Source organism: Cellulomonas sp. PhB143 (assembly GCF_003752595.1).
Classification (GTDB): domain Bacteria; phylum Actinomycetota; class Actinomycetes; order Actinomycetales; family Cellulomonadaceae; genus Paraoerskovia.
In genome coordinates this window covers 415,776-429,599 of sequence record NZ_RKIJ01000009.1, presented here as the reverse complement: position 1 = coordinate 429,599, position 13,824 = coordinate 415,776, and the positions used below count along the sequence as shown (strand labels likewise).

The 13,824-nt window shown below is 75.6% G+C and carries 9 protein-coding genes; 3 read left to right on the top strand and 6 right to left on the bottom strand.

Annotated features, from left to right (window positions below; genetic code table 11):
* Positions 1 to 89: 89 nt before the first annotated feature.
* The 4 genes from EDF32_RS03325 to EDF32_RS03310 all read right to left on the bottom strand — a co-directional run bounded on the left by EDF32_RS03325 (position 90) and on the right by EDF32_RS03310 (position 3,933).
* Positions 90 to 803: a hypothetical protein gene (locus tag EDF32_RS03325; protein ID WP_123307078.1), complete on the bottom strand. Its 714-nt coding sequence runs from the start codon at positions 801 to 803 to the stop codon at positions 90 to 92.
* A 74-nt stretch (positions 804 to 877) separates the two neighbouring features.
* A complete protein-coding gene (locus tag EDF32_RS03320; protein WP_123307077.1) occupies positions 878 to 2,503 on the bottom strand; it encodes a cell wall metabolism sensor histidine kinase WalK in 1,626 nt (541 codons plus the stop codon).
* Positions 2,504 to 2,505: 2 nt separating this feature from the next.
* Positions 2,506 to 3,243, bottom strand: a complete 738-nt coding sequence (locus EDF32_RS03315) for a response regulator transcription factor (RefSeq protein ID WP_123307076.1) — start codon at positions 3,241 to 3,243, stop codon at positions 2,506 to 2,508.
* Positions 3,244 to 3,309: 66 nt separating this feature from the next.
* A complete protein-coding gene (locus EDF32_RS03310) occupies positions 3,310 to 3,933 on the bottom strand; it encodes an NYN domain-containing protein (protein ID WP_123307075.1) in 624 nt (207 codons plus the stop codon).
* A gap of 63 nt (positions 3,934 to 3,996) precedes the next feature.
* On the opposite strand from EDF32_RS03310, the gene EDF32_RS03305 reads away from it, so the two are divergent.
* Both EDF32_RS03305 and EDF32_RS03300 read left to right on the top strand, forming a co-directional pair.
* Entirely contained in the window at positions 3,997 to 4,743 is a 747-nt protein-coding gene (locus EDF32_RS03305; RefSeq protein WP_158614047.1) for a type 1 glutamine amidotransferase, read from the top strand.
* Positions 4,744 to 4,878: 135 nt separating this feature from the next.
* Complete coding sequence (locus EDF32_RS03300) at positions 4,879 to 9,024, top strand: VWA domain-containing protein (protein WP_123307073.1); 4,146 nt, start codon at positions 4,879 to 4,881, stop codon at positions 9,022 to 9,024.
* Between the two features lie 41 nt (positions 9,025 to 9,065).
* Here EDF32_RS03300 and EDF32_RS03295 read toward each other — a convergent pair whose 3' ends face one another.
* Together EDF32_RS03295 and EDF32_RS03290 are read right to left on the bottom strand one after the other, a co-directional pair.
* Positions 9,066 to 10,757 (bottom strand): DNA repair helicase XPB, encoded by a 1,692-nt coding sequence (locus EDF32_RS03295; protein ID WP_123307072.1) that lies wholly within the window; start codon positions 10,755 to 10,757, stop codon positions 9,066 to 9,068.
* A 72-nt stretch (positions 10,758 to 10,829) separates the two neighbouring features.
* The gene (locus EDF32_RS03290) at positions 10,830 to 13,322 is read right to left on the bottom strand and encodes a helicase-associated domain-containing protein (RefSeq protein WP_123307071.1); all 2,493 of its coding nucleotides are present in this window, start codon (positions 13,320 to 13,322) and stop codon (positions 10,830 to 10,832) included.
* 117 nt (positions 13,323 to 13,439) lie between these two features.
* Here EDF32_RS03290 and EDF32_RS03285 point away from each other — a divergent pair, with 117 nt between their 5' ends.
* The gene (locus EDF32_RS03285) at positions 13,440 to 13,823 is read left to right on the top strand and encodes a cold-shock protein (RefSeq protein WP_123307070.1); all 384 of its coding nucleotides are present in this window, start codon (positions 13,440 to 13,442) and stop codon (positions 13,821 to 13,823) included.
* The last annotated feature ends 1 nt before the right edge of the window (position 13,824 follow it).

Here is a 13,824-nt window from a genome sequence, read left to right as displayed (position 1 = left end):
GGCGCGGCCGCGCCGTCGGGCAGCGGTGTGCGCCACCTGTGGGGCGGGGTGCGGTCCGGGCCGGCTGTGGGCGGCCGCGGCCCGCGCCGTCAGTGCGCCGCGGGCGCGTGCAGCGTCCGCTCCTCCTTGCGCAGCCGCTGCAGCTCGGCGCCGAGGTTCTGCCGGGCCGGCTCCTCCCACGCGGCGCCGAGCGGGCTGCTGAACAGGCTCGGGCGCCCGAGCAGCTTGCTGAGGATCGCGATGCGCGCCTGCACGTAGTCGGCGCGCGGGATGTGCGCGTACTCGTCGCGCACGTCCTGCAGGTAGGCCTTGTACCGCTGGGGCTCGGCGGCGAGCACGGCCAGGTCGGCGTCGCAGAGCACGGCGCAGTCGAAGTCGGCCGGGTCGGGGGCGTGCCGCACGAGGGCGTTGACGAGGGCGGCGACCCGGCGGGCGGAGGCCTCGGGCACCCCCAGCTCGTGCAGCTCGGCGAAGGCCCGCACGGCGCTCGCCGACGCGTCCTCGCCGCCCTTGTTCGCGTACGCGGCCTTGTCCGCGGCGTCGAACACGACCCCGTGGTACCACGCGGCCAGGCGCACGAGGTCGGGGTCGTGGGTCTCCTGGGACAGCTCGTCCACGCGGCGCAGCACGTCACCGAGGTGCTTGACGTTGTGGAAGTGGCGCTCCGGGCCGGTCCACGAGCGCAGGAGCCGGCACCCGGCGTCGCGGATCTCGTCCTCCGGCGCGGTCGCCCCGGCGTCGAGGACGCTGCGCGTCCAGGACGAGAGGAACCACTGCGGTGCGTCCGACGTGTCGACGCCCATGAATCAGCCTTCTTCGCGGTGACTTTCCCTGTGGCGACGCGGCCGGTGTGACGCGCGTCCCGTCGTTCCCGAGCCTACGTCCGCGGCGCGGTGCTCTGGTGCGACGAACCCGAATCGTAACGGGCCGCGGGCAGGGTCACGTGCACGGTCAGGCCGTGCACGGGCGTCTCGGCGACCTCGACGTGCCCGTGGTGGGCCCCGACGATGGCGGCGACGATCGCCATGCCGAGCCCCGACCCGCCCGACTCGCGGGTGCGGGAGGAGTCCGCGCGGTAGAACCGTTCGAAGATGCGGGCCGCGTGCTCGGGCGCGACGCCGGGGCCGTGGTCGCGCACCGAGACCCGCACCGCGGTCCCGGTCGCGGCGTCCGCCGCCTCCGCGCCGGGCACCTGGCCCGGCATCGCCCCGACCGGCGCGACCCCGGGCTCGACGAGGATCTCCGCGGGCGTCCCCGCCGGCGTGTGCCGCGCGACGTTGCCGATGAGGTTCGCGAACACCTGGCGCAGCCGGTCCTCGTCGCCCGTCACGAGGACGGGCTCCGTGCCCGACGAGGTGCCCGACGACGTGCCCGACGACGCGTCCCCGCCCGGGGTGATCACCCGCACCGCGCGGGTGGGGTCGAGGGCGTGCAGGTCCTGCGCGGCGTCCCGCGCGAGGCGCACCACGTCGACGGGCTCCGACCGCACCGGGCGGCCCTCGTCGAGGCGGGCGAGCGAGAGCAGGTCGCCGACGAGCCGGCCCATGCGCGTGGCGGAGTCCTCGATGCGTGCCATGGTGTCGTCGAGCTGGTCCCGCTCGGTCAGGGCACCCATCCGGTACAGCTCGCCGTAGCCGCGGATCGTCGCGACGGGGGTGCGCAGCTCGTGGCTGGCGTCGGCGACGAAGCGGCGCATGCGCGCCTCGGACGCCTCGGACGCCGCGAAGGCCTGCTCGATGTGGGTGAGCATCGCGTTGAGCGACTCGGCGAGCGAGCCCACCTCCGTGCTGGGGGGCGCGGGCCGCACGCGGCGGGCGAGGTCGCCGGCGGCGATGCCCGCCGCGGTGACCTCGATCTCGCGCAGCGGGCGCAGCTCGCGCTTGACCAGCAGGTGCGCCACGAGGCCGCCCAGCAGGGCGATCGCCAGGCCGCTGAGCGCCAGGGTGGTGCCGAGGATCTTGACCGTCCGGTGGATCCCCGTCAGCGGGAGCGCGACGTAGGCGCTGCCGAGGTACTGGCCGTCGGCGCTGCGCTTGACCAGCGGCATGACGCGCCACTCGGTGAGGTCGGGCGGCGTCGTGCCCGGGGGAGCGACGGCCGGGACGGTGAACGGCTGGTTGTGCATCGCCTCGAGCTCCGGGTAGGAGTAGGAGGGGATGCGCGGCGCGCCGTACCGCGCGACCGTCTCCTCGCGGTAGACCGGGACGACCTGGCCGTCCGTGAGCCGGTACAGCACGAAGTAGTCGCTCGGCAGCACGTCCTGGGCGTCGGCGCTCGTCCCGGCCCCCTCGGCGCCGTTCGCGACGACGCTCGCCGTCGAGTCGAGCTGGCGGTCCACCTGGTCGACGAGGTAGCCGCTGACGACGGTGGTGGTCAGCAGCGCCGCGGCGCCCAGCCCGGCGGCGAGGAGCAGCGTGATGATCGCGACCAGCCGCGTGCGCAGGGGCAGGCGGGCGAGCCACGACCAGCGCGTGGGCACGGCGCGCCCCAGCACGACGGACATCTTCAGCCCTGGCCGCCCGCCGGCTTGCGCAGCAGGTAGCCGACGCCCCGCTTGGTCTGGATGAGCGGGGTCACGGGCGTGACGGAGCCGTCGTCGGCCGTGACCGTGACCGAGTCGATCTTGCGCCGCAGGTAGGAGATGTAGGACTCGACGATGTTCGCGTCGCCGCCCCAGTCGTACTGCCACACGTGGTCGAGGATCTGCGACTTGGACAGGACCCGGCCGGCGTTGAGCATCAGGTAGCGCAGCAGCTTGAACTCGGTCGGGGAGAGGTCGACGGGCTGGCCGGCGCGGCGCACCTCGTAGGAGTCCTCGTCCATCTCCAGGTCGCCGACGCGCAGGACGGCCTCGTCGACGGGCTCGACGTGCGTGCGGCGCAGCACCGCGCGGATGCGGGCGACGACCTCTTCGAGGCTGAACGGCTTGGTGACGTAGTCGTCGCCGCCGACGGTGAGCCCCGCGATCTTGTCCTGGGTGTCGTCGCGCGCGGTGAGGAACAGGACCGGGGTGTGCCGGCCCTTCTCCCGCAGGCGTCGCGTGACGGTGAACCCGTCCATGTCGGGCAGCATCACGTCCATGACGACCAGGTCCGGGGAGGTGTCCTCGATCAGGGACGTCGCGCTGGCGCCGTCGGCCGCGGCGAAGACCTCGAAGCCGGCGAAACGGAGCGAGGTCGAGAGGAGCTCACGGATGTTGGGCTCGTCGTCGACGACGACGAGCCGTGCCTCGGGGTTGGACATGCGTCCAGTCTGGGACGCGAGCCTGGGAACCTCCTGGACGTCGACTGGCGGCGCGCCGGGCGTCGGCTACAGGTAGAGGGTCGGGTCGAACTCGCCGATCGGGATGATCCGCACGCGCGGCAGCGGCACCTGGAAGGCGCCGATGTCGCTCTCCAGGTCGAAGAACTCCAGGCCCCGGTTCGCGAGCTCGGCGAACCGCGAGTTGACGAACTCGCGGAAGCACACGACGCCCACGCGCCGGTCGCCGCCGACGAGGGAGTCGATCTGGGGGAGGAAGTCGCCGTCGTGGCTGGCGAGCAGGACGTCGCCGTCGAGCGGCTCGATCGCGGCCAGGGTGCGCTGGATCGCGACGTCGACGACCTTCTCGTTGCCCTCCGCGGCGACGGGGATCGGCCGGTAGCCCATCGCGAGGAGCGCCTGCACGAACGGCATCGGCATCTGGCCCGACGTCGCGTTGAGGAAGAACAGGGGAGTGACGGGCTGGCCCCAGAGGCGGGTCGCGAAGTCCGCGATGCGGTCCCAGCGCGGGCGCTCCTCGGGCGCCGGGCGGCGGTTGAGGACGCTCATGCCGAGCGTGGCGTCGATGTTCTCGCCGTCGACGAGCAGGTAGGTGCGGCGCGGCGGTGCCGGTGACCCGTCCGGTGCGGTGACCTGCGTGCCGGTGGCGGGCGTCGTACGCGTCTCGGACATGGCGTCACCCTATCGTCGGGGCGCGGATTCACACGCCCGGGCCCAGGCGGTAATCTCCTCGCCGTGAACCAGTCCGACGTGACCGTGACAGTCGTGCAGAGCGACCCGCGCTTCCCCCTCGGTGCCTTCGCCGAGACGTTCGGCGACCACGCCGTCGTCGTCCGCCTGCACGACGGCGACGAGGTCCCCTCGCTCGCCGACCTCGGCGACGCCCTGGTCGTGCTCGGCGGGACACCGTCCGTGCACGACGTCGTCGGGCACCCCTGGCTCTCGCCGTTGCGCACCCTGGTGGCCGACGCCGTGGCCGCGGGGGTCCCCGTGCTGGGCACCGGGCTCGGCGCCCAGCTCCTCGCCGTCGCGCGCGGGGGCCACGTCGAGGTCTCCCCGCCGCCGGGGCAGGAGGACGGCACCACCCAGGTCTACTGGCGCCGCGGCGCCTGCGACGACCCGGTGCTCGCGCACGTCGTGGCCGTCGAGGACCGTACCGTCCCGGTCGCGACGCACCACCGCGACGCGGTCGTCGACCTGCCGGCCGACGGCGTGTGGCTCGGGTCCTCCGCGCTGTACCCGTTCCAGGCGTTCCGCAGCGGCTCCGGCCTGGGGCTGCAGTTCCAGCCCGAGGCCACGCGCGAGCTCGTGCAGGGCTGGACCCAGGGCCTCGAGGAGCAGGCGGCGGCCGCGGCGCTCGCCGCGTTCGACGAGCACGCGGAGCGGGTGCTCGGCGACGGCCGGCGCATCGCGGAGGCGTTCCTCGCCCAGGCCGCCGTGCGGCGCGCCCGCGCGGCGGGCGGGGAGCGCGTCCCGGCCTGATCGCCCACCGGTGGCAGTGCCGCGGGGAAACCCCCACACTGCCAGGAGCGGCGCACCCGGGCGCGGCTGCGGCACCGGAAGCGGTCCGGCGGGCACGAAACACCTGGGGGACGCGTGCGAGGACGGTCTCGTTCCGTGGTGCTGTCGGCATCGATGGCGATGCTGCTCGCGGCGTCCCTCTCGATGGTGCCGGTCGCCGTCGCCGTGCCGGTACCGGCGAGCGGCGCCTCCGCCGCGGTGGCGCCGCTCGCGGTCCCGCCGGCGACCGGCAACGACGCCGTGATCACGGTGAAGGTCGGCGGGGACCGGACGAGCGCCGCCGCCGTCGGGAACCTCGCGGGCGTCACGCTCGGGCTCTTCACGAGCGCCGCCGCGACGACGCCGGTCGCCGGCTTCGGCACCTGCGTCTCCGACGCCGACGGCGACTGCTCGTTCACGGTGCCGAGCACGCAGCAGGGTGGTGGGAACCGGGACCGCCAGCTCTACGTCAGGCAGATCGGCACGGCGCCGGGGTTCTACGCCAACCCCAGCCTCGGCACCGGCTCGCCCGTCACCGCGCGGGGCTACGCGATCCAGACCTCGGCCCAGCTGCGGGCCGGGACGACCTACCGCTCCACGGCCGACTTCATGGTCGGGACCGGCGGCACGAACGACGCGGCGTCCGGCGGCATCTGGCAGAGCTCCCGGGACAACCCCGTCCTGCCCGCGCAGTGCGGCCTGACGGTCGGGCTCGTGCTGGACCTCAGCAACTCGGTCACGGACGCCCAGCTCGTCGACCTCAAGGCCGCCGCCAACGGCTTCGTCGACGCGCTGACCGGGACGCCGTCGCAGATCGGCACCTTCACCTTCGCGACCTCGGCACCCGCCACGGCAGGGGACACGCTGGCACCGACCTCGGTGTCGACGGCGGGAGGCGCGGCGAGGGTCCGGGCAGCGATCACCGGCTACGCCAAGCCGGGCGGGAACGCGGGCGGCACCAACTGGGACCGCGGCATCGGCCAGGTCGCCCTCTCCACGTCGCCGTTCGACGTCGCCGTCGTCATCACCGACGGCAACCCGACGTTCTACGGCAACGGCGAGGGCCCCGGGAACCGCACGCGCTTCCGCGAGACGGAGAACGGCATCTTCTCGTCCAACGCCCTCAAGGCCCAGGGCACCCGTGTCGTCGCGTTCGGGGTCGGGGACGGTGCCAGCAACGCGGCCAGCGGGCTCAACCTGCGCTCTCTCTCGGGCCCGACGCTGGGCTCGGACTACTACCAGTCGAGCGACTACGCGGAGGCGGGCGAGCAGCTGCGCGAGCTCGCCCTCGGCAGCTGCGCGGGGTCCATCACCGTCGTCAAGCAGGTCGTCCCCTCGCGAGCGCCCGTCGGGAGCACGGTCGGCGCGGTGCCCCAGGGCGGGTGGACCTTCGCGGGCGCAGGCTCGGCCGACGTCGCCGTCGACGCCCCCGCCTCCCGCGTCACGGCGGACGGCACCGGCGCCGCCAACTTCCCCCTGACCTTCAGCGGCGGCACCACCGCCGGACCGGTCACGCTCACCGAGACGCAGCAGGACGGCTACACCCTGCAGCAGGTGAACGGCGGCAACGCCGTGTGCTCGCGCGTCGACACGGGGGCCTCGGTGCCGGTGACGAACGAGGGCACGACCGGTTTCACGGTCCCGGCGTCGTCGACCTATCCGGTGAGCTGCGTGGTCTACAACCGCGCCCCGACCCCGCTGGCGTCCGTGGTGCTGCACAAGGAGTGGGTGATCAACGGCACCACGTACGCCGACGGCGAGCAGCCGCCGATCCTCGTCGCGAGCGGCACCGTCGACGGCGTCCTCGCGCCCTGGGAGCAGCGGCAGACCGGCTTCCTCGAGGGCGACACCGTCGAGATCGACGAGACCACCGACCTCAGCGGGCTCCCCCTGTGCACCCAGGACAGCGCGCGGCTCACCGAGGCGAACGGCTCGGCGGCGGACGAGGCGCTGCCTGACCAGCAGACGCTGGCGGCGGGGGTCAACAGCTTCACCCTCACCAACACCCTGACGTGCGAGACCCGGCTGGCCCTCACCAAGACGGTGCAGGGCGGCGACGCGGACCCCGACGACTGGACGCTCACCGCCGCCGCACCGGCGGGAGCCGACGCCGGCCCGAGCGGCACGTCCGGGGTCAGCGCGCCGGTGACGCCGGCGGTGGCCTACGTCCTCAGCGAGGACCAGCCGCACCCGGAGTACCTCCAGTTCACCGACCCGAACGCGACGCTGGTCCCGGGGTCGTCCGGCAGCTGGAACTGCCAGGAGGTCGAGGCCGACGGCACCACCGTCATCCCGGGCTTCCAGGACGGGCTCAACGGCGGCGTCACCGTGCCGTTCGGCACGAACGTGCGCTGCGACGCGCTGAACCGCACGGCGACGCTCGTGCTGGCCAAGTCGGTCGAGAACACCCACGGCGGCACCGCGGTCCCCGGCGACTGGAGCCTGACCGCGACGCCCACCGGCGACGTCCCGCCGGGGCTCACGGCGCAGACCGTCCCGGGCTCGACGGACGGGGCCTCGTTCACCGTGCGGCCCGGCGTGACGTACACGCTCACCGAGTCCGGCGGGCCGCCGGGATACGCGCTCGACTCGATCCGGTGCGCCGTCGTCCCCGGCGGGACGGGCACGGCGACGATCACGCTCGACGCCCTCGACACCGGTACCTGCGCCTACACCAACGTGGACACGCCCGCCGAGCTCACCCTCGTCAAGACGGTGACCAACGACGAGGGCGGGACCGCGGAGCCGACGGACTGGACGCTGTCGGCCGCCGGACCCACCCCGGTCTCCGGCGCCACCGGGGACGACGCCGTGACCGGGGCCGAGGTGAACGCGGGGACCTACACGCTGGCGGAGTCCGGCGGCCCCGCCGGGTACACCGCGGGCGCCTGGTCGTGCACGGGCGACGGCGCGCTGACCGGGTCCAGCCTCGACCTCGGCGTCGGGCAGGCCGCGACGTGCACGATCGACAACGACGACCAGCCCGCCACCCTCACGCTGGTCAAGGTGGTGGACACGGGCGAGACCGGGTCCGACGCCACGCCGTCGGACTGGACCCTCACCGCGAGCCCGTCGGGGATCTCCGGGCAGGAGCCCGTGAGCGGGACGGGCGACCCCACCGCGCCGGGCGGCGTCGACGGGGTCAGCGTCTTCGCCGGGAGCTACGCGCTGAGCGAGGACGGGCCCGCCGGGTTCGACGCGAGCGACTGGGTCTGCCAGGGCGGCGTGCTCGACGGCGACGGCAGCACCGTCACGGTGCCGAGCGGCGGGAACGTCGTGTGCACCATCACCAACGAGGCGGTCTCTCCCACCCTGACGCTCGTGAAGGAGGTCGCCGGCGACGACGCCGCGGCGCCCACGGCGTGGACGCTCGCCGCGGACGGCCCGACGCCGCTCTCGGGCGCGTCCGGCTCGGCAGCGGTCACCGCCGTCGACGTCGCCGTCGGGTCCTACGACCTGTCGGAGTCGAGCGGCCCGGCGGGCTACGAGGCGGGGGCCTGGCGGTGCGACGGCGGCCCGATCGAGGGCTCCACGGTGACCGTGGCGCTCGGCGCCGACGTGACCTGCACGATCACCAACACCCTGCCGGGCACGTTCGACGTCGCCAAGACCAGCGACCCGCCGTCCGGCTCCACCGTGGCGCCGGGCGACACCATCACCTACACCGTCACCGCGCGCAAGCTCGCCGGCGTCGACCCGCAGGACGTGGTGGTCGACGACGACCTGTCGGGCGTGCTGACCCACGCGGCGCTGGTGCCGGGCAGCATCAGCGCGAGCGTCGGCGCCGCGGAGCTCGACGGCACGACGCTGCGCTGGACGATCCCCGGCCTGCAGGGCACGCAGACGCTCACCTACCAGGCGGTCGTGGCGTCCGACGCCGACGACGTGACCCTCACCAACGTGATCACCAGCCCCGGGAGCGAGACGTGCGCGCCGCCCGCCTCGGACCTCGCCGCCGCGGCTCTCGCTGCTCCCGTGGTGCTGGCCGCTCCCGCGGCGGTCGCCGACGACGTCTGCTCGACGACGCACGTGACCCCGGGCCCCGGTCCGTCGCCCGCGCCGTCACCGACGTCGTCGCCCGCTCCGTCCCCTGCGTCACCGACGTCGTCGCCCAGCGGCGCGCCGCCCGCCCCTCCGGCAACGCCCGGAGGCCTGGCGACGACCGGCGGTCCGGGCGCCGCCCCCGCGGTCCTGGCCCTCGCCCTGCTCTCGCTCGGCGCGGCGCTCGTCCTCGCCGCGCGCCGGAGGGGCGGAGCGGCCTGACGCGCTGCGCCGAGCGCCACGGTCGCCCGCGCGCCCGTCGCTCAGGCCGGCTCGAGGTCCTCGGCGTCGACGATGCGGTAGGCGTACCCCTGCTCGGCGAGGAACCGCTGGCGGTGCGCCGCGAAGTCCTGGTCCACGGTGTCGCGCGCGACGACGGCGTAGAAGTGCGCCGTGCGCCCGTCGGCCTTGGGCCGCATGATCCGCCCGAGGCGCTGGGCCTCCTCCTGGCGTGAGCCGAACGAGCCCGAGACCTGGATCGCGACCGAGGCCTCCGGCAGGTCGATCGAGAAGTTGGCGACCTTGCTGACCACGAGGTGGTTGATCTCGCCGGACCGGAACGCGTCGAACAGCCGCTGGCGCTCGCGCACCGTCGTCGCGCCCGTGATCAGGGGCGCGTCGAGGTGGGCGGAGAGCTCCTCGAGCTGGTCGATGTACTGGCCGATGACGAGCACCTGGTCGTCCGGGTGCTGGGCGACGAGCCGCTCGACCACGCGGTTCTTGCCGGTGGCGCTCGCGGCGAGGCGGTACTTGTCCTCGGGCTCCGCGGTCGCGTAGGTCATGCGGTCGCCCTCGGTGAGCGTGAGCCGCACCTCGACGCAGTCCGCCGGGGCGATGTACCCCTGGGCCTCGATGTCCTTCCAGGGCGCGTCGAACCGCTTGGGGCCGATGAGCGAGAACACCTCGTCCTCGCGGCCGTCCTCGCGCACGAGCGTCGCGGTCAGGCCGAGGCGGCGGCGCGCCTGCAGGTCCGCCGTCATGCGGAAGATCGGGGCCGGCAGCAGGTGCACCTCGTCGTAGAGCACCAGTCCCCAGTCGCGCGCGTCGAGCAGCTCGAGGTGGGTGTAGACGCCCTTGCGGCGGGTCGTGAGCACCTGGTAGGTCGCGATCGTGACCGGCCGGATCTCCTTGCGCGAGCCCGAGTACTCGCCGATCTCGTCCTCGGAGAGGTCCGTGCGCCGCAGCAGCTCGTCGCGCCACTGCCGGGCGCTGACGGTGTTCGTGACGAGGATCAGCGTCGTCGTCCCGGAGCGCGCCATCGCCCCGGCACCGACGATCGTCTTGCCGGCGCCGCAGGGCAGCACCACGACGCCCGAGCCCCCGTGCCAGAACCCCTCGACCGCCTGCTCCTGGTAGGGGCGCATCGACCAGGGCTTGCGGACCTCGCCGCCGTCGGGCGTGGTCGAGACCGTCTCGCTCGACAGGGCGATGGCGTGCTTCTCGCCGTCCACGTACCCGGCGAGGTCCTCGGCCGGCCAGCCGAGCTTGACGAGCACCTGCTTGAGGTGGCCGCGCTCGCTGGGGTGGACGACGACGGAGTCCCCGCCCGGTCCGCCGATCCGCTCGCCGACGAGTCCCGCCGTCCGGCGCGACTTGAGCACCTCGGCCAGCACCGCGCGGTCCAGGGCGTGCAGCACGAGTCCGTGCGCCGGGTCCTGGACGAGCTGCAGGCGGCCGTAGCGGGCCATGGTCTCGGCGACGTCGACGAGCAGGGCGTGCGGCACGGGGTAGCGGCTGAAGTCCATCAGCGCGGCGACGACCTGCTCTGCGTCGTGTCCCGCGGCGCGGGCGTTCCACAGACCCAGCGGCGTCAGCCGGTAGGTATGCACGTGCTCGGGCGCGCGCTCGAGCTCCGCGAACGGGGCGATCGCCCGGCGGGCCTCGGCGGCGCGCGGGTGGTCGACCTCGAGGAGCAGGGTCTTGTCGCTCTGCACGATCAGGGGGCCGTCGGGCATCGGGATCCTTCCGTCGGGCGGGTCGGGCGGTGGCAGATGAGTGCGGGTGGGGGCAGGTGAGGCAGGTGAGGCTCAGGCGGGGCGGACCGAGGCGATCCGGTGGACGGCCACGGTCAGCTCGGCGTCGCGGGCGGTGTCGAGCGCGCGCAGCCGTCCGGCGTCGAGCCGCAGCGGGCGCACGCGGCGGGTCTCCGGGGTGCCGCGGGCGCCGACGATCTCGAGCAGGACGTGCCGCTGGCCGTCGATCGCCTCGCGCAGCAGGGCCAACGAGTCGGCGGGCTCCGTTGTTCCCCCGGGGGGCAGGTCCCAGCCCGCGCCGTCGCCGTGCGTCGCGGCGGGACGGCGCGGCGGCGAGCCGGCCGCGGAGGAACCAGTGCTCCCCGGGGCCAGGGCGCGGGTGCCGGCCGGACGTTCCGCGGGCTCCGCGGGGGCTCCGGCGTCGGCCGCGACCAGGCGGTCCGCGAGCTCCGCGAGCCGCGCGCGCCGGCGCTCGGGGTCCTCGGACGGCCCGGCGGTGACGGACGCGGCGCGGGGGTCCGGTCGCAGCGACCGGGTGCGGCGCACCGGGCCGCCGCCGAGCCACGCCGGCCGCGGGCGCCCGGCCAGGCGGGTGGCGCTCTGCTCGGCGTGCAGCACCTGGCCGCCCGGGCCCTCGACGGTCGGCTCGAGCCCTCGGGCGCGCAGCGCCGCCCGCAGCTCGGCCGCGGGGGCGTGCGCCGCGAGCACGGTGGGCGCGACGGCGAACAGCCCCAGGTGGTGCAGGGCCGGGTCCTGGGCGAGGCCCGCCACGAGCGCCGGGTCCTCCGTGCGCAGGTAGCTCGACGCGCTGCCGACGCGCAGGCTGCCGTGGCGCCGCGCCGCGTCGCGCACGAGGTACTCCAGCGGCTGGGGGACCCCCACCGGCGAGTGCGCGCCGAGCGCGGCCAGCAGCTCGTCCGCGCTCCGCCCGGCGCCGAGCGCGCGGGTGACCGACGGCGCGCCGAACCGCACCGTCAGGGCGGAGCCGCGCGACTCGACGTCGGCGCACGCGTCGAGGAGCGTGGCGAGCGCGTCGCTCGGGCGCCCGGGGACGATGCCGGTCAGGTCGCCCTGGAGCAGCACCTCGTCGACGGCGGGCGGCAGGATCCGCCCGAGCTCCTCGGCGAGCGCCCGCACGCGGCCCGGCCCGGCGGGCGCGAGGACCGCCTCGTGCGCGGGCTCGCGGGAGCCGTCGTCCAGGAGCGCGCGGCCGGTCGGGGCGAGGGCGCCCGCGCCGGTGACGCCGAGCAGGGCGGCCTCGGCGAGCAGCCCGGCGACGGCCGCGGTGGGCGGCGGGGTGCGCGGCGTGCGCCAGCGCAGCACGTCGAGGACGCCCTCGTCGTCGGGCGCGGTCTCGGGCTGCTCGGCGAGGACCGCGAGCACGGCCGCCCGCAGGCGCGGGACCCAGGGTCGGGAGAGCTCGGGGTCGAGCGCGGCACGCAGCGTGCCGCGCTCGTCGCGCCCGCCCACGCTCCACGGCGTGCGCGCGCTGGTGGCCCACGAGGCGGCGAGCGCCGCCCACCGGGCGGTCGTGTCCAGGTCGAGCCAGTCGTCGGCCGCGGTCGTGGGGGCGAAGGACGGCGGGTCGTCGCCGTCGTCGGCCACGAGCCCGGCGGCGAGCGCGAGCTCCGCGACGGAGGCGGCTGCCCCCTCGTCCGTGCCGAGCTCGCGGGCGAGGCGGCGCAGGTCGCGCACGCCCAGCCCCCCGGAGCGCAGCACGGGCGTCGGGCTCTCGCCCCAGAGCGCGAGCAGCGCCCCGACGAGGCGGACGGACTCCAGGGCGGCGCCCGCGGCCTCGGCGTCGCGCGTCTCGGAGGAGACGGTGGCGCCGCCCGCCCGCGGCGGCCGCGGCCGGGCGTCGCGGTGGGTGCGTCCCTCGCGCAGCGCGAGGCCGACCCCGCGGGGCAGGACGACGTAGCGCGCGTCCGTCGGGACGAGCAGGCGGTGCGCGACGAGCCAGTCGGACGCCGCGCGCAGGCCCGGGTCGGCGCGCGGCGTCACGCCCACCGGCGGCCCCCACGTCAGCGCGGCGAGGATCTCGCGGGCGCCGGGCGGGGCGTCGGCGAGCAGGTCGCCCACGGGCCCGGTGGGCGCGGGGCCCGTCGGCCCGAGCCCCGCGGGGTGCGGCCCGAGCACCTCCTCCAGGCCCGGGGCGCCGCGCACGGCGCCGTCCGCGGCGGACTCCCAGACGAGCAGGCGGGCCCCCGCGTCGGCGACGGCCGAGCGCACGGCGGCCGCGTCGTCGGGCGCCGGGCGCGTCCCGAGGACCGCGGCGACGACGGCGTCGGGCGACGTCCCGGCGTCCTCCGGGCGGGTGCCGCCCAGCACGAGCACCGCCTCGAGCACGTCGAGGGTGCAGCGGTCGAGGTGCGCGACGGCGCGCTCGACGCTCGTGCGGCTCGTGGCGCGCGCACCGAGGGAGCGGATCGTGGACGGGGCGGGCGTCGCGAGGTCCGGCCGGGCGTCGAGGAGGGTGAGCAGGTCGCCGGCACCGCGGGCGCGCAGCGTCTCGCCGAACGTGGCGGGCTGCGGGCGTGAGGTGGGCATCCGCACCAGGTTACGCCGCGGGCGGGCGGATGCCGCGGGTGTCCGCACCGACCGGTAGCCTGGTCGCGTATCCCGGGAGCCGGTCGTGGTGCTCCCCCCTGACGTAGCGAGGTTCACGTGCCCACCGGCAAGGTCAAGTGGTTCGACACCGAACGAGGGTTCGGCTTCATCGCGGGCGACGACGGTCACGAGGTGTTCCTGCACGCGTCCGCCCTGCCCGCGGACGCCGCGGCCCCGAAGCCGGGCAGCAAGGTCGAGTTCGGGGTCGCGGACGGCCGTCGCGGCCCGCAGGCGCTGTCCGTCAAGCTGCTCGACCCGGTCGCGTCCGTCGCGAAGGCCCGCCGCAAGCCCGCGGACGACATGGCGGTCATCATCGAGGACCTGATCAAGGTCCTCGACCGGGTGGGCAACGACCTGCGCCGCGGGCGCTACCCCGAGCCCGCGCGCGCCAAGCAGTACGGCACGCTCCTGCGGGCCGTCGCCGACGACCTCGAGGCCTGAG